Source organism: Sphaerospermopsis sp. FACHB-1194 (assembly GCF_014696235.1).
Classification (GTDB): Bacteria; Cyanobacteriota; Cyanobacteriia; order Cyanobacteriales; family Nostocaceae; genus Sphaerospermopsis; species Sphaerospermopsis kisseleviana.
Genome location: NZ_JACJPU010000012.1, coordinates 18,826 through 39,224, shown reverse-complemented (window position 1 = coordinate 39,224; position 20,399 = coordinate 18,826). Strand labels below are relative to the sequence as shown.

General features: G+C 36.5%; 22 protein-coding genes. 11 read left to right on the top strand and 11 right to left on the bottom strand.

Annotated elements, in window-relative coordinates:
- Positions 1 to 854 precede the first annotated feature (854 nt).
- The 5 genes from H6F45_RS09540 to H6F45_RS09520 all read left to right on the top strand — a co-directional run bounded on the left by H6F45_RS09540 (position 855) and on the right by H6F45_RS09520 (position 5,542).
- Positions 855 to 1,178: a hypothetical protein gene (locus H6F45_RS09540; RefSeq protein WP_096565517.1), complete on the top strand. Its 324-nt coding sequence runs from the start codon at positions 855 to 857 to the stop codon at positions 1,176 to 1,178.
- A 428-nt stretch (positions 1,179 to 1,606) separates the two neighbouring features.
- Entirely contained in the window at positions 1,607 to 2,806 is a 1,200-nt protein-coding gene (locus H6F45_RS09535) for an ABC exporter membrane fusion protein (RefSeq protein WP_190347046.1), read from the top strand.
- A 194-nt stretch (positions 2,807 to 3,000) separates the two neighbouring features.
- Positions 3,001 to 4,173 carry an ABC transporter permease DevC gene (devC, locus tag H6F45_RS09530; RefSeq protein WP_096565513.1) on the top strand — a complete coding sequence of 391 codons (1,173 nt, stop codon included), beginning with the start codon at positions 3,001 to 3,003 and terminating at the stop codon, positions 4,171 to 4,173.
- A gap of 151 nt (positions 4,174 to 4,324) precedes the next feature.
- Positions 4,325 to 5,014, top strand: a complete 690-nt coding sequence (locus H6F45_RS09525) for a DevA family ABC transporter ATP-binding protein (RefSeq protein ID WP_190347045.1) — start codon at positions 4,325 to 4,327, stop codon at positions 5,012 to 5,014.
- A 291-nt stretch (positions 5,015 to 5,305) separates the two neighbouring features.
- Complete coding sequence (locus H6F45_RS09520) at positions 5,306 to 5,542, top strand: hypothetical protein (RefSeq protein WP_137666702.1); 237 nt, start codon at positions 5,306 to 5,308, stop codon at positions 5,540 to 5,542.
- On the opposite strand, the gene H6F45_RS09515 is transcribed toward H6F45_RS09520, so the two are convergent.
- Positions 5,531 to 6,307 carry a glucosamine-6-phosphate deaminase gene (locus H6F45_RS09515; RefSeq protein WP_096565509.1) on the bottom strand — a complete coding sequence of 259 codons (777 nt, stop codon included), beginning with the start codon at positions 6,305 to 6,307 and terminating at the stop codon, positions 5,531 to 5,533. The genes H6F45_RS09520 and H6F45_RS09515 overlap by 12 nt on opposite strands.
- A 104-nt stretch (positions 6,308 to 6,411) precedes the next feature.
- Between H6F45_RS09515 and H6F45_RS09510 the strand changes: the two genes are divergently transcribed.
- Entirely contained in the window at positions 6,412 to 7,098 is a 687-nt protein-coding gene (locus tag H6F45_RS09510) for an HAD-IA family hydrolase (RefSeq protein WP_096565507.1), read from the top strand.
- Positions 7,099 to 7,146: 48 nt separating this feature from the next.
- Here the strand turns inward: H6F45_RS09510 and H6F45_RS09505 are convergent, their stop codons facing one another.
- From H6F45_RS09505 to H6F45_RS09490, 4 genes are all read right to left on the bottom strand, one after another.
- Positions 7,147 to 7,449 (bottom strand): hypothetical protein, encoded by a 303-nt coding sequence (locus H6F45_RS09505; RefSeq protein WP_190347084.1) that lies wholly within the window; start codon positions 7,447 to 7,449, stop codon positions 7,147 to 7,149.
- A gap of 343 nt (positions 7,450 to 7,792) precedes the next feature.
- Positions 7,793 to 8,269, bottom strand: a complete 477-nt coding sequence (locus tag H6F45_RS09500) for an NADAR family protein (protein ID WP_137666704.1) — start codon at positions 8,267 to 8,269, stop codon at positions 7,793 to 7,795.
- A 74-nt stretch (positions 8,270 to 8,343) separates the two neighbouring features.
- The gene (locus tag H6F45_RS09495) at positions 8,344 to 8,688 is read right to left on the bottom strand and encodes a DUF6464 family protein (RefSeq protein ID WP_137666705.1); all 345 of its coding nucleotides are present in this window, start codon (positions 8,686 to 8,688) and stop codon (positions 8,344 to 8,346) included.
- A gap of 155 nt (positions 8,689 to 8,843) precedes the next feature.
- On the bottom strand, positions 8,844 to 10,199 hold the full coding sequence (locus H6F45_RS09490) for an OB-fold nucleic acid binding domain-containing protein (RefSeq protein ID WP_137666706.1): 1,356 nt from the start codon (positions 10,197 to 10,199) through the stop codon (positions 8,844 to 8,846).
- Positions 10,200 to 10,318: 119 nt separating this feature from the next.
- Between H6F45_RS09490 and H6F45_RS09485 the strand changes: the two genes are divergently transcribed.
- Positions 10,319 to 10,966, top strand: a complete 648-nt coding sequence (locus H6F45_RS09485) for a Uma2 family endonuclease (protein WP_190347044.1) — start codon at positions 10,319 to 10,321, stop codon at positions 10,964 to 10,966.
- On the opposite strand, the gene H6F45_RS09480 is transcribed toward H6F45_RS09485, so the two are convergent.
- The 5 genes from H6F45_RS09480 to H6F45_RS09460 all read right to left on the bottom strand — a co-directional run bounded on the left by H6F45_RS09480 (position 10,963) and on the right by H6F45_RS09460 (position 14,084).
- The gene (locus H6F45_RS09480) at positions 10,963 to 12,645 is read right to left on the bottom strand and encodes an AIPR family protein (protein WP_096565497.1); all 1,683 of its coding nucleotides are present in this window, start codon (positions 12,643 to 12,645) and stop codon (positions 10,963 to 10,965) included. The two genes, H6F45_RS09485 and H6F45_RS09480, sit on opposite strands and share 4 nt — an antisense overlap.
- Positions 12,646 to 12,922: 277 nt before the next feature.
- Entirely contained in the window at positions 12,923 to 13,189 is a 267-nt protein-coding gene (locus tag H6F45_RS26495; RefSeq protein WP_137666709.1) for a type II toxin-antitoxin system VapC family toxin, read from the bottom strand.
- Complete coding sequence (locus tag H6F45_RS09470; RefSeq protein WP_190347043.1) at positions 13,186 to 13,470, bottom strand: hypothetical protein; 285 nt, start codon at positions 13,468 to 13,470, stop codon at positions 13,186 to 13,188. Before H6F45_RS09470 ends, H6F45_RS26495 begins: the two co-directional genes overlap by 4 nt.
- 62 nt (positions 13,471 to 13,532) lie before the next feature.
- Positions 13,533 to 13,814: a hypothetical protein gene (locus tag H6F45_RS26490; RefSeq protein WP_242027342.1), complete on the bottom strand. Its 282-nt coding sequence runs from the start codon at positions 13,812 to 13,814 to the stop codon at positions 13,533 to 13,535.
- Positions 13,815 to 13,823: 9 nt separating this feature from the next.
- Positions 13,824 to 14,084 carry a hypothetical protein gene (locus tag H6F45_RS09460; protein ID WP_137666713.1) on the bottom strand — a complete coding sequence of 87 codons (261 nt, stop codon included), beginning with the start codon at positions 14,082 to 14,084 and terminating at the stop codon, positions 13,824 to 13,826.
- Between the two features lie 229 nt (positions 14,085 to 14,313).
- Between H6F45_RS09460 and gatA the strand changes: the two genes are divergently transcribed.
- The gene (gene gatA / locus H6F45_RS09455) at positions 14,314 to 15,768 is read left to right on the top strand and encodes an Asp-tRNA(Asn)/Glu-tRNA(Gln) amidotransferase subunit GatA (RefSeq protein WP_190347042.1); all 1,455 of its coding nucleotides are present in this window, start codon (positions 14,314 to 14,316) and stop codon (positions 15,766 to 15,768) included.
- 266 nt (positions 15,769 to 16,034) lie between these two features.
- Positions 16,035 to 16,715, top strand: a complete 681-nt coding sequence (locus H6F45_RS09450; RefSeq protein ID WP_096565491.1) for a uracil-DNA glycosylase — start codon at positions 16,035 to 16,037, stop codon at positions 16,713 to 16,715.
- Here the strand turns inward: H6F45_RS09450 and H6F45_RS09445 are convergent.
- Positions 16,684 to 16,854 (bottom strand): hypothetical protein, encoded by a 171-nt coding sequence (locus tag H6F45_RS09445; protein WP_199301787.1) that lies wholly within the window; start codon positions 16,852 to 16,854, stop codon positions 16,684 to 16,686. The two genes, H6F45_RS09450 and H6F45_RS09445, sit on opposite strands and share 32 nt — an antisense overlap.
- Before the next feature lie 60 nt (positions 16,855 to 16,914).
- Between H6F45_RS09445 and H6F45_RS09440 the strand changes: the two genes are divergently transcribed.
- Positions 16,915 to 18,153, top strand: coding sequence for a lipid-A-disaccharide synthase (locus tag H6F45_RS09440; protein ID WP_190347040.1), 1,239 nt, complete (start codon positions 16,915 to 16,917; stop codon positions 18,151 to 18,153).
- Between the two features lie 616 nt (positions 18,154 to 18,769).
- Complete coding sequence (locus H6F45_RS09435; protein ID WP_096565488.1) at positions 18,770 to 20,266, top strand: site-2 protease family protein; 1,497 nt, start codon at positions 18,770 to 18,772, stop codon at positions 20,264 to 20,266.
- The last annotated feature ends 133 nt before the right edge of the window (positions 20,267 to 20,399 follow it).

Genomic DNA, 20,399 nt, shown 5'->3' with positions numbered 1-20,399 from the left:
CTTGATATTAGACTGGTGACAAATCTTTTACAACTTATATGCAACTTAGATGCAACTTAATCAAGTTGGATGAAATCTAAGTTTGCTTGAGCTTGAGATATATTAATTCGTGAGCTTTTTGCTTATCCAATTACTATCAAATTTAGCTGATGATTTTTATTTGATTACAAAAGTTGCATATAAATTGCATATCTTTGAAAGTAGGGAATAGGGAATAGAAAGAACAAAAAAATATCAGGTAACAACAAGGATATTTATTCAACCAGTTATTCACTGATGGAAGTATTTTTACAAGTTTGTGAATTTTGCATCTATCCCAGAGCAGATTTTTTATCTTATTTAAATAAGTTTTAAATAATATTTAAATTACCAACATCTTTAATAATTGATGAAGCTATATTTTATCAGAAGAGAAAAACATCTGTAATTTTAATAACTACTGGCTATATCTAAAGTATGAGACTAATCATTTTTTTGACTCAAAAAGCGTTTAAATTAGGTATTTAAGTATCAAATGCAAATCAACTATATTGATGAATTTTCAATCTGTCAAGCTACGTGCAAATTTTCTTGAATAAATTTGTTGCATAGGACTTGAAATTGATCATTAATCAGTTTATTGTGTGTGATTGAATGATGTAAATGTAAATCCATGCTGTTCGTTTAACGTAGTGGGTAGATCCAGAATTTAGGTGGAGTGAATATATAAATTCACTTTATTAATTCATCAATCTATCCACTCTTAACCGCCCAGTATTGCAGTAAAAATTCATGCGATTTAACCAGATTGTGTGTAGATTGTGTGTAAATTTCTGCAAAATGGTAATTACAAGAAACTATAAGGGCTTGCTGGCATGAGACTATCTGAATTAGATCCACTCATACCGCTAAATGAGTTGAGAGAAGAACTGCTGAAATTACCAAAAGGCTACTCTTTTTATGAAGATGAATTGGTAGAATTTCTATCACGACGTAGATGGCCAGAGAGCGATCGCCGAATTGATAGAACAACTTTTTGGCGGTGGCGCAACGACAACGGAATTGAACATCAAAAAGTATTCAGCCGCTTGGATATCCTTAAATTGTGCCAAATTTGTGATCATTATCGTGTGGATGGAACTCGCAGTGAATACTTGGCGATTATGAAAAAGAAAAAAGAAGTGATGCTCAACAAATAACCATGCACTTTACAGGTGCAGAAAATACTAAATAGCTCTGCTCACAGCCGATACAGCTAAGGAATTGATGGATATATATCCATCTTCCTAGCTCTATCTTTACCAAATTTATCAAATATTAATAACCACAAAAAACATAAGAATTCAGGATTTAGGAGTCAGGAGTCAGGAGTCAGAATGTTTGATCAATTGGTTGATTATCAAAAAGTAATTATTAGCGTAACCGTTAAAAAGCTGACTGCTGACAACTGAATGCTGAGGTTAAGTTGCACCAACATTATCAGGGAATGCTATCAAGTGTACTGCTCTATCTCTTTGATTGATTTTATTGATCGAGATAGCAGCTTCTATTAACCCCATGAGGGGAAAAACAACGTGCTAATTGCCAATTCAAAAACATAATTAAGGGCATAATTAAAGGCATAATTATGGTACACAAAGAAAAGCAGTCATTCGCAAACCCTGTAAATTGGTTGTCAATAACTTTGGCAATGACTACAGTTGTAGCTACTGGCGTAGTATATTTTTACAGTCTTTCACGTTTTAATTCCAAATCTAAATCAAACGAACCAATTCCTATCAGCAGTCCTAGTCCAATAGTGACTGCTGTTGCTGCTTTAGGACGTTTAGAACCTCAAGGACAAATTATTCGTTTGTCTGCTCCAGGTACACAATTGGGGGGTGTAAGAGTAGCTAAACTTTTGGTAAAAAAAGGTGATGAAGTTCGTGAAGGAAAAGTATTAGCAATTCTTGATAGTTACGCTCTTAATCTAGCAGCTTTAGAAAAAGCTAAACGACAAGTACAAGTTGCTGAAGCTAATCTGAAAAGAGTAGAAGCTGGAGCAAAAAAAGGTGATATTTATGCCCAAAAAGCAACAATTGCTCGTTTAGAAGCTGAGTTAAGGGGTGAAACTTCTGCACAAAAAGCAACAATTGCTCGTTTAGAAGCTGAATTAAATAATGCAGAAACAGAAAATCAAAGATATCAGAAATTATATCAAGATGGTGCTATTTCTGCTTCAGATGCTGATACTAAACGCTTACGCAAGGATACTGTACAACAACAATTAAATGAAGCCAAAGCTGCCTTCAATCGAACTGTAGAAACGTTGCAAAAACAGTTAAATGAATCCCAAGCTAGACTTGATAGTATTGCGGAAGTTCGTCCTACCGATGTGCAAGCAGCGAAAGCAGATGTTGAAATTGCCAAAGCATCTGTTAAACAAGCTCAAGCAGAACTAGATTTAAGTTCTATCCGTTCACCAATAGATGGACAAGTGTTAAAAATCAATGCTTGGCCAGGAGAAATAATTGGTAGTAATGGCATTGCTGAATTAGGTAATACTCAACAAATGTATGTAGTCGCAGAAGTCTACGAAACTGATATTAAAAAAGTGCGTTTAGGTCAGTCCGTGGAAATTACTGCTGATGCTTTTACAGGAAAAATTCAAGGCACAGTTACAGACATTGGTTTGCAAGTTGGTAAACAAAATATCTTTAATAATAATCCCGGTGCTGATACAGACAACAAAATAGTTGATGTCAAAATTCGTATTAATGACCCAAAAGACAACCAAAAAGTCGCAGCTTTAACTAACTTACAGGTTGAGGTAATGATCAAAATATAAGCTAATAATTCAGGAGTCGTAGGGGCGAAGCATTCGGAAAATAACCTGTGATAAAAATTGATAATTGTTCGCCCGAATGCTGATGCTTCCAGCACGCTTCGCGAACGCCCGTAAAGGAGTCAGAATCTTTAACAATTAAAAAGCTGACTGCTGACATTTAATCATTCTAATGTATAATTTTAGAGGTTTTAAATATGATTTTGAATATACCTCTAGCTTGGCTACAATTAGCTAAACAAAGAGTTCGCTTTTTTGTAGCTTTAGCTGGAATTGCTTTTGTTGCTGTTTTGATGTTTATGCAAATCGGTTTTCAAGACGCTTTGTATGCTAGTGCTACACAATTGCATAAAAATCTCCAAGGAGACTTATTTTTAATTAGCGCCCAATATAGGTCTTTAACTTCTAATCAAAGTTTTCCCCGCAGTCGTTTATATCAAACTTTAGGTTTTGCAGATGTGTCAGCAGTTGATCCTTTATATGTACAGTTTGCTAAGTTCAAAAATCCCATTAATGGGCGTAAGTATCCTATCTATGTATTAGGATTTGATCCAGTAAAATCAATCTTTAAATTACCAGAACTGCAAGATGATTTTCAGTCACTGCAAATACCTGATCAAGTATTTTTTGACCGTGCTTCACGTCCAGAATTTGGACCAATTGCTGAATATTATCAGCAAAATAAACCTGTGACTATGGAAATATTTAGTTATACAGGTTTAGTAGGTTACAGAGTTAAAGTTAGTGGTTTATTTAGTCTCGGTCCTTCCTTTGGAGTTGATGGTAATTTAATTGTTGGTTCTTCTACTTTTATGCGAATATTTGCTGGGCGAGATGTGGATGACATAGACATAGGTTTAATTCACCTCCAACCTGGTGCTGATTCCAAAAAAGTTTTGACAAATTTATCAGCTAAGTTACCCAAAGATGTTATCGTTATGACTCGTAAAGAATTTATTGAATTTGAAAAAAGTTATTGGACTTTAAGAACACCGATTGGATTTGTATTTAACTTGATGGTGATCATGGGTTTTGTGGTTGGGGTAATTGTTGTTTATCAAATTCTTTATAGTAATATATCTACCCATTTCGTTGAATTTGCTACTCTTAAAGCAATGGGTTTTAAAAATAAATATCTCTTACGGGTGGTTTTTCAACAGGCTTTAATTTTAGCAGCTTTGGGTTATATTCCCGGTTTTGCTATATCCTTGGGACTTTATGATATTGCCAAAAACGCAACTCAGTTACCCATTACTATGGATATGAACAAAGCATTAATAGTGTTAATTTCTGCTATTGTCATGTGTTTAACTTCAGGATTTTTCTCTACCAATAAATTACGCAAATTAGATCCAGCAGAAATTTTCTAATTAATATTTCAGGAGTCAGGAGTCAGAATGCTGGTGAAACCAGGAATAGAAAGAAAGCTTTCAGAGTAGTTAGACTGGAAAATATGTTATTTTTCGCTAGTCTGGATTCTGAATATTTACTTTGATCAACCCATATAATATTATGGATTTTATGGAATCAAACGCAATTTTAGAAATTAGTAACCTCAATCAATACTTTGGTACAAGCAAATTAAAAAATCAGATATTATTTGACATTAATTTATCAATTAAATCTGGTGAAATTGTCATTATGACTGGTCCTTCTGGTTCAGGAAAGACTACTTTATTAACTTTGATTGGCGGTTTGCGTTCTGTACAAAAGGGAAGTTTAAAATTTATTGGAGAAGAATTATGTGGAGCAGAAAATAATAAATTAGTGCAAGTCCGTCGCCAAATAGGTTATATTTTTCAAGCTCATAATTTACTTGACTTTTTAACAGCTAGACAAAATGTACAAATGTCTTTAGAGTTACAACCAAACATTTCTGAATGGGAAGGTAGAATGCAATCAGAAGCCATGCTTCATGCTGTAAAATTAGGCGATCGCATTAATTATTATCCATCTGATTTATCTGGTGGACAAAAACAAAGAGTTGCTATTGCTCGTGCTTTAGTTAGTCATCCTAAATTAGTTTTAGCTGATGAACCTACCGCAGCTTTAGATAGTAAAACAGGTCGAGATGTTGTTAATTTGATGCAAGAATTAGCACGGGAACAACATTGTGCGATTTTAATGGTGACACATGATAACCGCATTTTAGATATTGCTGATCGAATCATTCACATGGAAGATGGTAAGTTGATTAAACAAGTTTCATAACTCTTTCAATGAGTAAAGAATTTCAACGATAATGTCTCTACAAGAATGAGGAAATTTTCAGGTTTAAATTATGTCTTTTGGTGGATAAAATCTCTACTTTGAGAATGAGGTAATAATTTTACCATTTATGTAAAGTAATTTATGTAAAGTATAGGAATGTCATGGTCAGATACCCGAATTATTGGAGAATTCGGGTATCTATCCACTGACCTACTTATCTTTTAAATTGTCAATTTACATTTGAAATTCACATTAGACAATTCACATTTTAGATTCACAATTAATTGTATTATGGTGCAAGATTTACTTATTTGCTTACAAGAAGCAACTTTATATTTTATATTTAGAAGGTCATGGCTTCCTAAACATCCTGATGAATGTTTTGTAAATCTTCCCTGTGGATGTCAAAATCCTGGAAAAGAAATGAAATGTGAAGATTGTCCATATTTAGAAAGTTGCTTCTCTAGTTGGAAATTACATCAACAATATCTGCAACAAAAGACAAAATTCAGCAGTTTAAGAAGATAGTAAACTAGCAGAATTTACATCTAAACATAATACGGCTTGTGGTTGTGTTCGCAAAATAGAAGCTGGGCAATTTGTGTTAATTGACTCATGTAATATCTCTTTAACTATTTTGGCTTTGCGTGTTTCTGGTGCTAAACAAATAATTTTTTTAGCTGCACAAATCATAGGTATGGTTACAGTAAAAGCATACTGGGGAACGCTTTCTAAGTTGGGAAAATATCCGGTTTTCACTTGTTGCTGACGGTTGACTTGATCTAGTTTTACTAATTTGACACTAGCAGCATCTTCAAAATTAGCAACTGCGGGATCATTAAAAGCTAAATGTCCATTTTCTCCCACACCAAGAAGACACAAATCAATGGGTTGAGCTTTTAATAATTTGGTATAGCGATCGCACTCCCCAACAGGTTCTAAAGCATCCCCTTCTATATAGTAAAATTGCTTTGGAAATACCCGTTTTTCTACACGCTCCCGCAAATAATACCGGAAACTTGCAGGATGATCAGCATTAATTCCTAAATATTCATCAAGGTGAAATAAAGTTATCTTTGACCAATCTATCCCACCTAAAGTAATTAAAGCATCCAAAAATTTAAGTTGAGAATTTCCTGTAGCTAATAATAAAGCAATTGTCTCCTGTTCTTGCAGCAGTTTATATAGATACTTCTGTACAATTTCAGCAACATCCTGCGCCATTTCTGTTTCCGATTTATAAATCTGCACCAGGAGATCCTCGACATGAAAAGATGTTGTAGCAGTATTCATAATTTATTGACAAGATAAAAAAAGAATGTGGGGATTTTATGGACTCATTTACGCTAAACTAAGTAAATTAACTTAATAGTTGTTTACATTTTAGCAAAAAAATCATGCTGACAGCAATTCTCTTTGATCTAGATGGAACTATTGTCAATACTGATCCTATACATTACCAAGCTTGGAGAGAAATGCTGTTAAATCACAGCATCGAAATTGATGAAACTTTCTACAAATCCCGCATTAGTGGCAGAATTAACCCAGAAATTGTCAAGGATATTTTACCACATTTATCATCAGCAGCAGGTGAAAAATTTGCAGATGAAAAAGAAGCTCTTTTCCGTCACAGTGCTTCCCACCTGCAACCCCTAGCTGGTTTTGCTGAACTTATAGAATGGACCAAAACACATCAAATAAAACGCGCATTAGTAACCAATGCTCCCCAGTTAAATGCGGAATTTATGTTGGAAGTTCTGGGAATTAAAGAAGTTTTCCATACTATTGTTTTAGCAGATGATTGTCTAGCAGGTAAACCCGATCCTGAACCCTACAAAGTTGCTCTCAATAAGTTAGGAATTACAGCAGAACAAGCTATTGCTTTAGAAGATTCTCCTTCTGGTATTCGTGCTGCTGTTGCTGCTAATATCCCCACTATTGGTATCGCTTCTACCCATGATCCCCAAGTCTTACAAAATATGGGGACATTCATGGACATTCCCGATTTTACTGATTTGCGTCTATGGACTTTCCTTAATTCCTCAATAACAGTCAATTTAGGTCAGTTATCATCTACATTTTGATGAATTTTTGAGATTTTTAATACAGGTAATTCTCTTAACTCCTAACTCCTATTTATTAATAGGGGTTTTACTTTGCCATATTTGTTCAAATTCTGCCTCGGAAATTTCAAATTCCCCAATATCCTTATCATCTAATTTTTTATCGCATAGCATTCCATAATCATCGGATGAATGGCTTTTATCATAGAATAATACATTGCCATTTTCATAAACTTCTATTTGTCTACGGGCATATAAATCACTATCAATTTCCATAAAGTACGTACTACGACCCCAAGAATCATATTCACCCCCAAGTGATACATCCCAAGACCATTTGTAATATTTCTTTGTTTTTTGTAATGTAGTCATATCGCAATCCTCTTTCATTTGTGTTTCATTTGTAATATTTTGCATGGTCTAGCCATACTTATTTTTCGATGCAGGTAACGGACAATAGGTAATAGATTTTCTCACATAATATTTAGGACTGCTATAGTGATTTCACTCCTCATCTACGGACATTTACCTTAACTGTTGTAAATTATGAATAAAACATCTACAATATCTATTGTATACATTAGCTAGGTAAAAAAAACATGAAATTTGCTAATAATTAAGAAGATTATACTTGAAATTAAGCAATGTTTCTAGTCTGAGTATTTACAACAGCGTATTGCTGGTAAATGAAGTAAAAAGCAAAGTAAAAAGCGATTTAACAAGAGGATTTTACTCCTGACTGCTGACCTCTGCTTTTGCTAATTAATATTATTTCCCTTACTTCCATTAAGATTTTGCCCAGCATATTTTTACCACTACCATCAGATCCACAACCCCAATAATAATCTATCGGTGAGTTTTCTACTATTTCCTCATTACCTGTGGACAACAAAATCTCCCTAATATCTGCATGGGTAGAAAACTTACATAACACCGCTTTTCGCATAATATCATCTTTTACGTCTTCCCAATCTGAACGTAAGGGACGACTTCTTTGCCTACCCATTTTTGCAGCTTCTTTGGGTGTTTTAACAAGACGAATTTTTTCTAAATGTGTTGTACCAATAAACTTTTGTGCTTGAAAGTAATGTTCACTTGTAAACCAATATAAATTATCTAATGCAAATCCATGTGGTGAAAAGTTAGAAAAACAACCATATTGTTCACGAGTATGATAAAAGTAGATTGTCATGAAAAATATCCCTGTAAAATGATTCTTTTTTTCATATTGAGAATGCAGTAATTTTATATTATATTGTTGTATAGTTAAATTTGCTTGCTACTGGTTAACTCTCTAGGTTCATAGTGACGGCAGTTTTGACAAGGTCCACTAGGGTTGACAGCACAACGGACGTAACCAGATCGAGCATTAAATTTACAACTGATATCACCTATTAAATAGCCTACACCTTCTAAATAATAGCGATCGCCTTCGTCGATATGTTCAGCGCAATCGTCTTGAACTGGTCTTATATATGATTCTATCTGGGAATAGTTAAGAGTTACTTGTCTCCTCCGTGCGCTTGTCCGTTGCTGGTTTTTGTGAAGTACCCACAAGGACCATAGAGACGGCAAAAAACCAATGAAAAGCAACAGTATTGTTTTTAACATTTTTAATTTACCTCATTTTGACATTGATTTTTTCTCAAATCTCATTTATCTCGTTGCCAGTCTCTGACTGGAAATGTTATCACAAATCACATAAGTTGTAGCTATCAGCAAAACGTAAGTATTCAGCTAACTGATTACTGATAGCTGAATACTTACTAAGTATCCGTCAATTGTTTAACATGAGCAGAGAAGTGAGCATTTCTTAAAGATTGCATAGTTAAGAAAGAATCTTGTACCCAATATTTCTTACCAAAACGCACCAGTTGACGAGAATTTCCTGCCTGAATAATACCAATTACAGGAACTTTTGCTTGATTATTGTCACCTGATTGTTCTGTTAAAATTGAACTTAAATGACGCTTGACTTCAATATCAGCAGCTTCCTGTGGATTTAATTCCACTACTACCATCTGCACTTTTTCAACTTGTTCGGCATCTTCAACAATAAATTGAGTTTGTTCATCTCGTTTGTCTACTTTTCCCCAAATGATTAATCTGGTATCTATTTCCAATAGTGAATTAACTCGTTCATAAATTTTAGGAAAAACCACTGCTTCTGATGCTGTTGTTAAATCTTCTATTTGTAAAATTGCCATTTGCTCACCTTTTTTAGTCATCACTTTTTTCACGTGATTGAGCATAACAACTGCACAAATCAATGTTTTATCTTTTTGTTCTCCCAACTGTGCCAAATTAATTGGTGAGAGCAAAGAAGATGATTGTTTAATATTTTTCAGAGGATGGGCGGATACATAAAAACCTAATAATTCTTTTTCCATCCGCAACTTTTCCTGTGGGGGATAATCTAAAACTGTTTCAGCTTTAGGTGCAGATTCAAAACCATTGTTAGTTGTTGTTGGATTACCATTATTACCAAATCCTCCCCCCATCAAATCAAAGAGATTTCCTTGCCCAATGGCTCTATCTTTAGCACGGGATTGCGCCCATTCATAGACTAATTCTAAATCTTTAATCAATTGATGGCGGTTAGGTTCTATTTTGTCAAAAGCTCCACATTGAATCAATGATTCTAAAGTACGGCGGTTAACAGCACGTAAATCAATGCGATCACAAAAATCAGCCAGAGATTTAAATACTCCTCCTTCGGTTCTTGCTTCTAAAATACAGGCGATCGCATTTTGTCCCACATTTCGCACTGCCGAAAATCCAAATAAAATCTTATTATCTGCGGGGGTAAAATCCAAACCTGAGCGATTAATATCCGGCGGATCAATTTCAATTCCCATAGTTGTGCAGTTGTTCAGATATTTCTGCACTTTATCTGTATCACCACTGTTAGCGGTTAACAGTGCTGCCATATATTCTAATGGATAATTAGCTTTTAAATATGCTGTTTGATAAGTGACATAACCGTAAGCTGTAGAGTGGGATTTGTTGAAACAATTAGAGGCAATGAAACCATTTTTAATGGCGAAATTATGATCTTTCTCAACACCAATATCATAAACATTGGCTTCACCTACGTATTGACGGGAAACTACTTTAACCATATTACTTAGCTGTGATAATTTGTTCTATTATGGCATGATCAAGCTAGAACTAAAAGCAGACTTTTCTGATGAATGATTGAAGATTGTTATAGTGTAGGTTAGAAGAGTTTTTCAACACCATGACTATTGCTAAATCTCCCCCGAATTTACCATTGTTGGAAAATGGCGATCGCCTGGATCGTGCAGAGTTTGAACGTCGTTATACTGCGACACCCGATGTCAAAAAAGCTGAATTAATAGAAGGTATTGTATACGTGGCTTCTCCTTTACGCTTTACACCCCATGCTAAACCACATGGCGACTTGATAGGTTGGTTATGGACTTACAAAACTGCTGTTGGTGGGATAGAGTTGGGTGTTGAACCCACTGTCCGCCTTGATAATGACAACGAACCTCAACCAGATGTAGTGTTATTTAGAGTAGATGGGAATGCCATAATTGATGATGATGGTTATATTGCCGGTGCGCCAGAACTAATAGTAGAAATTGCCGCCAGTACCGTTTCCTATGATCTCCATGATAAGAAACGAGTTTATCAACGGAATGGTGTAAAAGAGTATATAGTTTTGCGAACTTTTGATCAAGAAATGGATTGGTTTGTGTTGGAAGATAGTAAATATATAGAAATGAAACCGGATGCAGAGGGAATTATTAAAAGTGTAGAATTTCCGGGTTTATGGTTGAATGTTCCGGCTTTGTTAGGTGGAAATATGCAGCAGGTTTTGAAGACTTTAAATGAGGGTATTTCTCAAACAACCCTAAGTTAAGAGATTTCTATTTGTTGAAGTTTCTCAATTAAATCCCCACGTCGGAATGTAGCCGAAAGTTGTTGTAAAGAAATATCCTGACTGCCATAAAGTTTTTGTAGTGCTTGTTGAATATCTCGTACTGAATCATTAAAATAATCCTCTCCCTTTTGATCGATCAACAAATTAGCATCATGAAAATTGCGGTGGTTAATTTGCTCTATTTGAAGATTCATTTCATGGAGAAGCCTTCGCCCCATTTGCATGGCAATAAAGCATGAAGCATAACGAACACAAGGAGGATCATTTGGGTTTGGTCGTTTGCGTCGGTTTTCAGCAATTCTATACAACTGTACAGCAATTACAACTTGTGAGCCATTAAGCTTTTCAGTAAAAATGGCATCGTATAGTTTACCAAAATGTTCACGAGTGAAAAACTTAGCTTGATGGGGCTTTTGTCGCCAAACCGCCAGTATTGCCTCAGCTGCTACCCCCGAAGTAATATCTGTAGTGGATCTGGCACTGGTATCAGAGCGTTTGCGGCGATAGTTAAATCCCAGTTGTTTAATATCCATTTCCAGTCTTTGCTGTAGATGATCATTAGCTCGGAGATCCTTTAGATCCACAGGGTTCTGACTATTGGTAGCATAAGTAATTTTTTGCACTAGATCGTCATTATCACTGGGTAATTGATAAAGCCTTAGCAAAAGATATGCTTGGTTATTTTGCTGTAGTAGTTCTGGCTGCTGAAGAGTTTTAAAAATTGTCATGCAGGTTTGACCACCATTAATAATTTGTAGGTTTTCAACTTGTACCTGATGATCACTATTTTGCAGCGAATTGTAGGAAAATTTGTCACAAGTTAAAGTGATACCATTATTATAAAAATAGAAATTATTCCTTTCATCGCTATTTAAAGTATCCCGAATACCTTCATTAACGCGGTTGCCTTGCAGCCCTAAGTAACGGCGAATATTACGTTCTAATAACCTTTCTCCGTGCCTTTCGATGAGTGCGGCAACTTCAGTTACAGAAATTCTTCCCACAAGCACCCGACTAAAATTCATATCCTCAACCACAGCTTTACCACTGAGTTGCAAAGTGTCTTTGACTGGTCGAGAAGCTTGTAAAATTTTTATTAACCGTTCATGATTAACGTGTTCCCAAGTTACTTGATCACCAAATCCTGCACGATCAATAGCTTCTTGAGAAGATTGATTCCATTTTATGCCATTATTACAAGCTAATGCTCGAACTTGGGGAATATATCCATCTCTAATTAAGCTACGGGCTTCTTCTACCTTGGTAAGTAAGCGTTGATTAATATGTTCTAATTTTGCACCAGGATCAAACAGAAATCGAATTGCATTGATCAGAGCATTGATTCCATTTTCAGGAAAATTCGCGTTTCCTTGTAAATCATTTTTGTACTTTGCTTGAAATAAACTAACCGTAAACTCTCCATCATGTTCTTCAGAAATGTGCATGGCATCTACACCAAAATCTCCACCGCCTTCCATTAAACAATCAAAGGTATGAGAATCATCTAAATCGAGAATAGTTTGCACACAAAAATATACAAATGCCAAAGATTTAAGTTTGCCAGGATCATTAATACGTAATTCTTCAGCAGCTTGTCGTCGAATGGTATCAATCAATGAATTCAAACGTTGATCAATAATAGAAGCATTGATATTCATAATTTTTAGGGACTACAGTAAATTAATTCAGGCGATCGCTTTCCCCCGATAGGTTGCTTTATTTAACTCAAGTGTAAAGATGAGCAATCTCACTATTTTAAGAAATATTTTGCCACTGTTCAGCTTTAATAAACCGCGATAAATGACCAATATTAGTGGTGGCAATCACAACATCTGGAACTCCTAAAGTTATTGCCTGCGCCACCAAAATTATATCACCATCAATTGTTTTGTCTCCTGCTGTCGGCTGCCCTTTTTGACGGGCTTTTGCCCAAAGTTATGCGGCTTTTTGCATTGCAGTTGTTGTAATTGGCAGATACTCAAGGAACTTGGCTAAATCATCTAAACGTGCAATTCCCTTGATTTTATTTGCTCGTAATAACTCACGTCGAACCTCATAATCTGCAATTTCTGGAATAATCACTCGACTTCCTGAATTAATGTGATTTTGAAGCCATCTAGCACATTCTATACTCTCAGGCGATAGCTTGGGATTAGTAACTAAACCAAGGGGACCTGTATCCAAAATAATGACTTGGTTCACCAGGTAATCCCCTTCATTTCAACGGGAAACAGTTTGCGTTCAGATAACCGATCATTATCCAAAGCATGAATTAAATATTCACCTGTTTCTTGCTGTTCTGACTCATCTTCATCATCTATCCAAGATTGGATAAGGTTAACAGCTTCGGCTTGCTTTTGTTTTAATAAAATAGAATTTGTTAAAAGTTGCAATGCCATTGCTTCTACAGAAAGTCCATGCTGATTGGCTTCTTGTAAAAGATATTGCTCTAGCTCTGGTGATAGATCAAGGGTTAGTGTCATAGGTATTTTGAGGATAAACTTTTGTGCTGTTATAGTTGATTTTATTCTATTTTAGGTCAAGGTTAGGTTGAGCGATACCTATGCCTTCGGCACGCGACGCGAACGGTGAGCTTTGCTAACGCTTTCTCACCATAGATTGTTTTCTTTAACTCAAGATAATCGCATTTACTCACTGTAATTAGCTTCTGATACTCAACCTCATTAATTTCAAAAACTTCCTGTTTAACTACTTGATCCAGAATTAAACTTTCAAGAAAAATTTCTAAAAGACCAGAAAACCAAGCAATTGCTGGAGCATGACCACGTTGAATATCAATCAAAATATCTGTATCCAATAAGTACATAAAACTTACCTATGCTCGCTCCCGTGTTTCAGCCTGATGACGCAACTCACGAGCATAAACTTGACTATCAGTAATATCAGGACGGGAATTAATTACGCCTTCATTTTCCCAATATGCAACCAGTTCTGCTCCCGTCTTCGGTAAATTATCTGCAACTTTTCTGGTAGATAAAATATGTAAAATATATTCAGATAAAGGTAAATGAAGTTTTTCAGCTTCTGTATGAAGTTCCTTTTCTAATTCTGGTGGTAGGTTCAGGTTAATACTCATCTTGCTCTTTTGTTTAGTTTTAATTTTCATTTATTGATTAAGCTTATCTCACAGCATATCTTGTCTTTTGCCTAACATCAGTATAATTTAACATCATCCACCCCTCTCAAACCCCTCTCCGCGCCTCCGCGCCTCTGCGTGCCATAAACCCTACCAACCAACAAAACACCACCCTCACACCTGTAAATGCTAAAATCAATGACTTGAATGATAAAGAGAAAAATTATTTATGGCATCCATTAACGAGTTGCACAAACAGCTAGTAAAAAAAGAACGTTCAGCCGTTGAAATCACCCAAGAATCATTAAACCGCATTGAAGCATTAGAACCAAAACTGCACAGTTTCTTGGCTGTCACTGCACAACAGGCACTAGAACAAGCTCGCGCTGTGGATGCAAAAATCTCTGCTGGGGAAGAAATCGGTATCTTAGCAGGGATTCCCATCGGTATTAAAGATAATATGTGTACCAAGGGCATTCGCACCACCTGCGCTTCTAAAATTCTGGAAAATTTTATCCCACCTTATGAGTCTACTGTCACCCAAAAACTCGCTGATGCTGGGGCGGTAATGGTTGGTAAAACCAACTTGGATGAGTTTGCTATGGGTAGTTCCACAGAAAACTCCGCTTATCAAACTACCGCTAACCCTTGGGATATTGCCAGAGTTCCCGGTGGTTCTTCTGGTGGTTCTGCTGCTGCGGTTGCTGCGGAAGAATGTGTGGTTTCTCTTGGTTCTGACACTGGGGGTTCTATTCGTCAACCAGCTTCTTTTTGCGGTGTGGTGGGAATGAAACCGACTTATGGGTTAGTTTCCCGTTATGGGTTGGTAGCTTATGCGTCATCCTTGGATCAAATTGGACCATTTGGTAGAAGTGTGGAAGATGCAGCGATTTTATTAAACGCGATCGCAGGTTACGATCCCCAAGACTCCACCAGTTTAAAAGTAGAAATTCCTGATTACACTGCCAATTTAACACCAGATTTAAAAGGGAAAAAATTAAAGATTGGCGTGATTAAAGAAACCTTTGGTGAAGGTTTAGATCCAGAAGTTGAAGCAGCAGTAAATAAAGCGATCGCCCAACTAGAAAGTTTAGGCGCGGAAGTTCAACAAATTTCCTGTCCTCGTTTCCGTTACGGTGTTCCCAGTTATTACATTATTGCCCCATCAGAAGCATCAGCCAACCTCGCCCGTTATGATGGTGTAAAATACGGCGCACGTGTGGAAGATGCAGATAACTTATTATCAATGTACACCCGCACCCGTGCAATGGGATTTGGTACAGAAGTCAAACGCCGGATTATGATTGGTACTTATGCCCTCAGTGCCGGTTATTATGACGCTTATTATTTAAAAGCGCAAAAAGTCCGCACATTAATCAAAGAAGACTTTGAAAATGCCTTTGCTCAAGTTGATGTTTTAGTCACTCCCACCGCACCCACCACAGCATTTAAAGCCGGGGAAAAAATCACCGATCCTTTAAGTATGTACTTGAATGATTTAATGACAATTCCTGTTAACCTTGCCGGTTTACCTGGAATTAGTGTACCTTGTGGTTTTGACAGCAAAGGTTTGCCAATTGGATTACAATTAATTGGTAAAGTATTAAGAGAAGATCAACTTTTCCAAGTAGCTTATGCTTACGAACAATCAACAGATTGGCATTTGCAAACAGCGAAAATATAGCAATCCTAAATGATTTATGAACAACAAGATCCCCAAATTTTCTAAGAGGATGTTTGAAAAGTCTAACTTGGGTGATTAGAAATCACATCTACACAGACAAAACCTGCCTACGCAGGTTTCAAATCCTTAATTTTTCGTTAGTCCACGCAGGTGAACTTTGCTTGTGTAGTAGCGTTCGCCGTCAGGCGTGCCGGAGGCTCTATTATATTCGCCGAAAACTTTTAAGACAACCTCTTAGAAATAGCCCACCCAAAGCCCCAATTTTCATGAACAGCGATACCCAACTTAGCCTTTTTAACGAATCAAACTTTAATCAAAAAGACTTGATTCCTACAGATGCAAAAATTCCCATTCCGTCAGGAACTTATACAAGTTTGACGGAATTAACACCACATTGTCAAAATTGCCATCGTTGTGAGTTGGGTGAAAATCGCACTCATGCTGTAGTGGGAAGGGGAAACCCCCAAGCTAAAATCATGATTATTGGGGAAGGTCCAGGACAAAATGAAGATGAAACTGGTTTACCATTTGTGGGTAAGTCTGGGCAATTATTAGATAAAATTTTGGCATCTGTAAATTTGAGTACGGAGCATGATGTATACATCTGTAATATAGTAAAATGCCGTCCACCGGAAAACCGAGTTCCCACCCCGGAAGAAATGGCCGCTTGTAAACCTTATTTATTAGAACAAATTCGCTTAGTTGATCCAAAAATCATTTTATTAACAGGTGCTACTGCTGTTAAAGGAATTACAGGTAATAAACAAGGAATTACGAAAATTCGCGGACAGTGGATAGACTGGGAAGGGCGTTTATGTATGCCTATTTTTCACCCTTCCTATTTGTTACGTAATTCTTCCAGGGAAAAAGGCTCACCAAAATGGTTAATGTGGCAAGATATACAAGCTGTTAAAGCTAAATATGATGAGGTGACTGGTGACTGGTGACTGGTGACTGGTGACTGGTGACTGGTGACTGGTGACTGGTGACTGGTGACTGGTGACTGGTGACTGGTGACTGGTGACTGGTGACTGGTGACTGGTGACTGGTGACTGGGTAATCAATTTTATTTTTACCAATTACCAATTACCAATTACCAATTACCAATTACCAACCATAACAAATTAAATAACTATTCAAAAAAATATGATTGATATTCTCATTCTTTCCAATGGACCAGGGGAAGTTACAACTTGGGTGCGTCCTGTCGTTAAAGCATTAAGAGAACAATTAGGATATGATATTTCTCAAGTGCGGATTTCTGTGATTTTATCACCTTGTCCTCATGCTAGTGGTAGAGAAGTAAGTATAGCTAGTTCCTATCCAGAGGTAAATAGAGTGCAAGCACCTGAGCATTTTTGGCAGTTTTTATTAACAGGAAAAACAGCCGAAAATTGGGACTGGAGAAAAAAAGGTGTAGTTGTATTTTTGGGAGGAGATCAAATTTTTCCTGTCATCATTGGTAAAAAATTAGGATATAAAACCGTAGTTTATGCAGAATGGGAAGCACGTTGGCATAATTTTATAGACTGTTTTGGAGTGATGAAACCCCAAGTGATCAAAAATGTCTCACCTCAATATGCACATAAATTTACCGTTGTCGGTGATTTAATGTTAGAAGCTGCTAAACAAGATGATATCACATCCAAAAACCAAAATCCAAAATCTAAAATTGAATTGATTGGAATTTTACCAGGTTCAAAAAAAGCTAAGTTAACTCAAGGGGTACCTTTAACTTTAGCTATTGCTGAATATATTCACTCTAAAAAACCAGAAACAAAGTTTTTTATTCCTGTTGCACCAACTTTAGATTTACCAACATTAGCCAGTTTTGCAAATCCTGAAAAAAACGAATTTACTCAAGCTTTCGGTTTTAACGGTGCATCTTTAATAGATAATTCTCTGCAAACTTCTACAGGTTTAACAGTAGAATTAAAACAAGAAAACCCTGCTTATCATTTATTATCTCAATGTGCAATTTGTCTAACTACAGTAGGAGCAAATACTGCAGAATTAGGCGCTTTGGGAATACCAATGATTGTATTATTACCTACTCAACAATTAGATGCAATGCGTTCTTGGGATGGTTTACCAGGTTTATTAGCAAATTTACCGGGTTTAGGTTCTGGTTTTGCTAAATTAATTAATTGGTGGTTTCTGAGAAATAAAGGTTTATTAGCTTGGCCTAATATTTGGGCGCAAAGTGAAATTGTACCGGAATTAGTGGGAAAATTGCAACCGGACACTGTGGGAGAAATGGTTTTAGATTTGTTAGAAAATCCTGAAAAGTTAGCAGCAATTAAAGATAAATTACGCAGTGCTAGGGGTGAAGGTGGTGCTGCACAAAAGTTAGCAGGTTTAGTGAAGGACATTATTGTAAGATGATAAAATCCACATTCCGCACTTCAAAAAGTAGTATGATTTAACTTTTAATTCAAGGTGTGCAATCAGTTATCAAAAAGATAACCAATGAAATCGTCAAACCAGAGAGAATAACTAGGGTTTGCTGAAAAAGTTATCTGTGAAAGCTAGGTGACAGGTGGTTAGTTATGTTCAATTATTTTGAATATGCAATTTTATAAAATCTTCTCAAATCAGAGTTTTTTTTGGCAAATAGGTGAAAAAAATAATGCAATAAGCTTAGTTACATTTGAGTTTCTTTTTCAAAAATGCGATCGCTAAAATTTTACCTCATCCCTCAGCTAACATAACATATTGATATTTTTGATCTAGAAGAAAAACGCAATGTTTACGCCAATCAAAAAACTACCAACTTACTTGGTTATACACTGCCAGAAATTCAATCCAGAAATTCAATCAAGTGGAGAAACTTTAATACCCAGGATTTCTCATCCAGAAAATACCATAAACAATGATAGGAAAATACCTAACAATATCATAAAATATTAAATTTGTCAATTTAGTTGAATATTCCCAAATAACAGCACTACATTATTTGGGTAGACTCCTATTTGCGTTATAGATTAGCAAAGGTTGAGCAATGTTAACTTCATCAGAAACTCCTATCATAGCGGCTGTAGTGCTAGTCGCTTTCGGCATTTTGGGTTGGGGCTTTTATCGTGCCAGACCTTTTGGTAAGCTGGGTATCTTAGCCTGGTTACAGTCTGTAGTATTAATGGCTCCCTGGCTGGTATTTTTTGGTTTGTTTGCTGCGGGCATTTATATCAATATAGCAGGTGTATTGTTATTGCTAGTGCTTTCCACAGGAATATACATCTTCTTAGGTAGACAATTACGCCAAGCTGGCCAAGATGCCATTATCAAAGCTAAGGCAACTGAAAGACTTGCCAACGAAGCTTTAGAAGCACAAACCACACCGGAAAATTCTGATCAACCTGTAGTGGTAGCAGAAGTAAAACTGGAAACCATCACCATCCCGGAAGAAGATTTAAATACCATCAAAGGTATTTTCGGTATTGATACATTTTTTGCCACAGAAACCATACCCTATCAAGAGGGAGCGATTTTTAAAGGTAACTTGCGGGGAGATGCAGAACAAGTTCACAACCGTCTCACCCAAAGATTGCAAGAGCGATTAGGTGATAAATATCGTCTTTTTTTAGTAGAAAATACAGATGGTAAACCAGTGATGATTGTGCTACCGAGTCGCACTGATCCTAAACCAATGCAGTTATCGCAAAAAGCATTTGCTGTAATTTTATTAGTAGCAACTATCGCCACCAGTTTGGAAGCTGCGGGTTTACTGCTGAATTTTGATTTATTTGCCAACCCATCAAGAGTTTCGGAAGCTTTACCCATAGGGTTGGGAATTTTTACAATTTTGATCGCTCACGAAATTGGACATTGGTTATTAGCACGTAAACACCAAGTCCGCCTAACTTGGCCTTTTTTCCTCCCAGCGGTGCAAATAGGCTCTTTTGGAGCAATTACCCGTTTTCAGTCTCTCTTACCCAACCGCAAAGCGTTATTTGATATTGCTTTAGCTGGTCCTGCTTTTGGCGGTATTATCTCTTTGATCATGTTGGTGACAGGGTTGTTACTTTCCCACCCTGGTAGTTTATTTCAATTACCCAATAAGTTTTTTCAAGGTTCAATTTTAGTCGGTAGTTTGGCGCGAGTTGTGCTAGGTTCGGCTTTACAAGCGCCTTTGGTGAATGTTCATCCTTTGGTGATAGTTGGTTGGTTAGGGTTGGTAATTACAGCTTTAAACCTGATGCCAGCCGGACAATTAGACGGGGGGCGTGTTGTTCAGGCAATTTATGGACGTAAAACCGCAGGAAGAGCGACAATTGCCACTTTAATCGTTTTAGCTTTGGTATCTCTGGGTAATACTTTGGCTTTTTATTGGGCAATAGTGATTTTCTTTTTACAACGAGATGCAGAACGCCCCAGTTTGAATGAAATTACTGAACCCGATGACGCAAGAGCCGCTTTAGGTCTTTTGGCTTTATTTTTAATGGTTAGCACCCTTTTACCATTAACTCCCGCTTTGGCTGGAAAGTTGGGAATAGGGTGATTGGTGATTGGCTTAACGGGTGACAAGGCGGTTGAAGATGAGATGTGGCAATTATTTGAGAAAATAAGGGGGGAGAAAAATCTCACAGGGGTAGGTTTTTAATATTAACTGTTCCCAGATCCCCGACTTCTCA

Bases quoted from the DNA above. Each gene is read 5' to 3' on its own strand.
- gatA (WP_190347042.1), top strand. From the start codon at position 14,314: ATGGCATCCATTAACGAGTTGCACAAACAGCTAGTAAAAAAAGAACGT.
- H6F45_RS09460 (WP_137666713.1), bottom strand. From the start codon at position 14,084: ATGAGTATTAACCTGAACCTACCACCAGAATTAGAAAAGGAACTTCAT.
- H6F45_RS26490 (WP_242027342.1), bottom strand. From the start codon at position 13,814: ATGTACTTATTGGATACAGATATTTTGATTGATATTCAACGTGGTCAT.
- H6F45_RS09495 (WP_137666705.1), bottom strand. From the start codon at position 8,688: ATGTTAAAAACAATACTGTTGCTTTTCATTGGTTTTTTGCCGTCTCTA.
- H6F45_RS09515 (WP_096565509.1), bottom strand. From the start codon at position 6,307: ATGAATACTGCTACAACATCTTTTCATGTCGAGGATCTCCTGGTGCAG.
- H6F45_RS09535 (WP_190347046.1), top strand. From the start codon at position 1,607: ATGGTACACAAAGAAAAGCAGTCATTCGCAAACCCTGTAAATTGGTTG.
- H6F45_RS09520 (WP_137666702.1), top strand. From the start codon at position 5,306: ATGGTGCAAGATTTACTTATTTGCTTACAAGAAGCAACTTTATATTTT.
- H6F45_RS09470 (WP_190347043.1), bottom strand. From the start codon at position 13,470: ATGACACTAACCCTTGATCTATCACCAGAGCTAGAGCAATATCTTTTA.
- H6F45_RS09540 (WP_096565517.1), top strand. From the start codon at position 855: ATGAGACTATCTGAATTAGATCCACTCATACCGCTAAATGAGTTGAGA.
- H6F45_RS09510 (WP_096565507.1), top strand. From the start codon at position 6,412: ATGCTGACAGCAATTCTCTTTGATCTAGATGGAACTATTGTCAATACT.
- H6F45_RS09485 (WP_190347044.1), top strand. From the start codon at position 10,319: ATGACTATTGCTAAATCTCCCCCGAATTTACCATTGTTGGAAAATGGC.
- H6F45_RS09440 (WP_190347040.1), top strand. From the start codon at position 16,915: ATGATTGATATTCTCATTCTTTCCAATGGACCAGGGGAAGTTACAACT.
- devC (WP_096565513.1), top strand. From the start codon at position 3,001: ATGATTTTGAATATACCTCTAGCTTGGCTACAATTAGCTAAACAAAGA.
- H6F45_RS09480 (WP_096565497.1), bottom strand. From the start codon at position 12,645: ATGAATATCAATGCTTCTATTATTGATCAACGTTTGAATTCATTGATT.
- H6F45_RS09500 (WP_137666704.1), bottom strand. From the start codon at position 8,269: ATGACAATCTACTTTTATCATACTCGTGAACAATATGGTTGTTTTTCT.
- H6F45_RS09490 (WP_137666706.1), bottom strand. From the start codon at position 10,199: ATGGTTAAAGTAGTTTCCCGTCAATACGTAGGTGAAGCCAATGTTTAT.
- H6F45_RS09505 (WP_190347084.1), bottom strand. From the start codon at position 7,449: ATGACTACATTACAAAAAACAAAGAAATATTACAAATGGTCTTGGGAT.
- H6F45_RS09525 (WP_190347045.1), top strand. From the start codon at position 4,325: ATGGAATCAAACGCAATTTTAGAAATTAGTAACCTCAATCAATACTTT.
- H6F45_RS09435 (WP_096565488.1), top strand. From the start codon at position 18,770: ATGTTAACTTCATCAGAAACTCCTATCATAGCGGCTGTAGTGCTAGTC.
- H6F45_RS09450 (WP_096565491.1), top strand. From the start codon at position 16,035: ATGAACAGCGATACCCAACTTAGCCTTTTTAACGAATCAAACTTTAAT.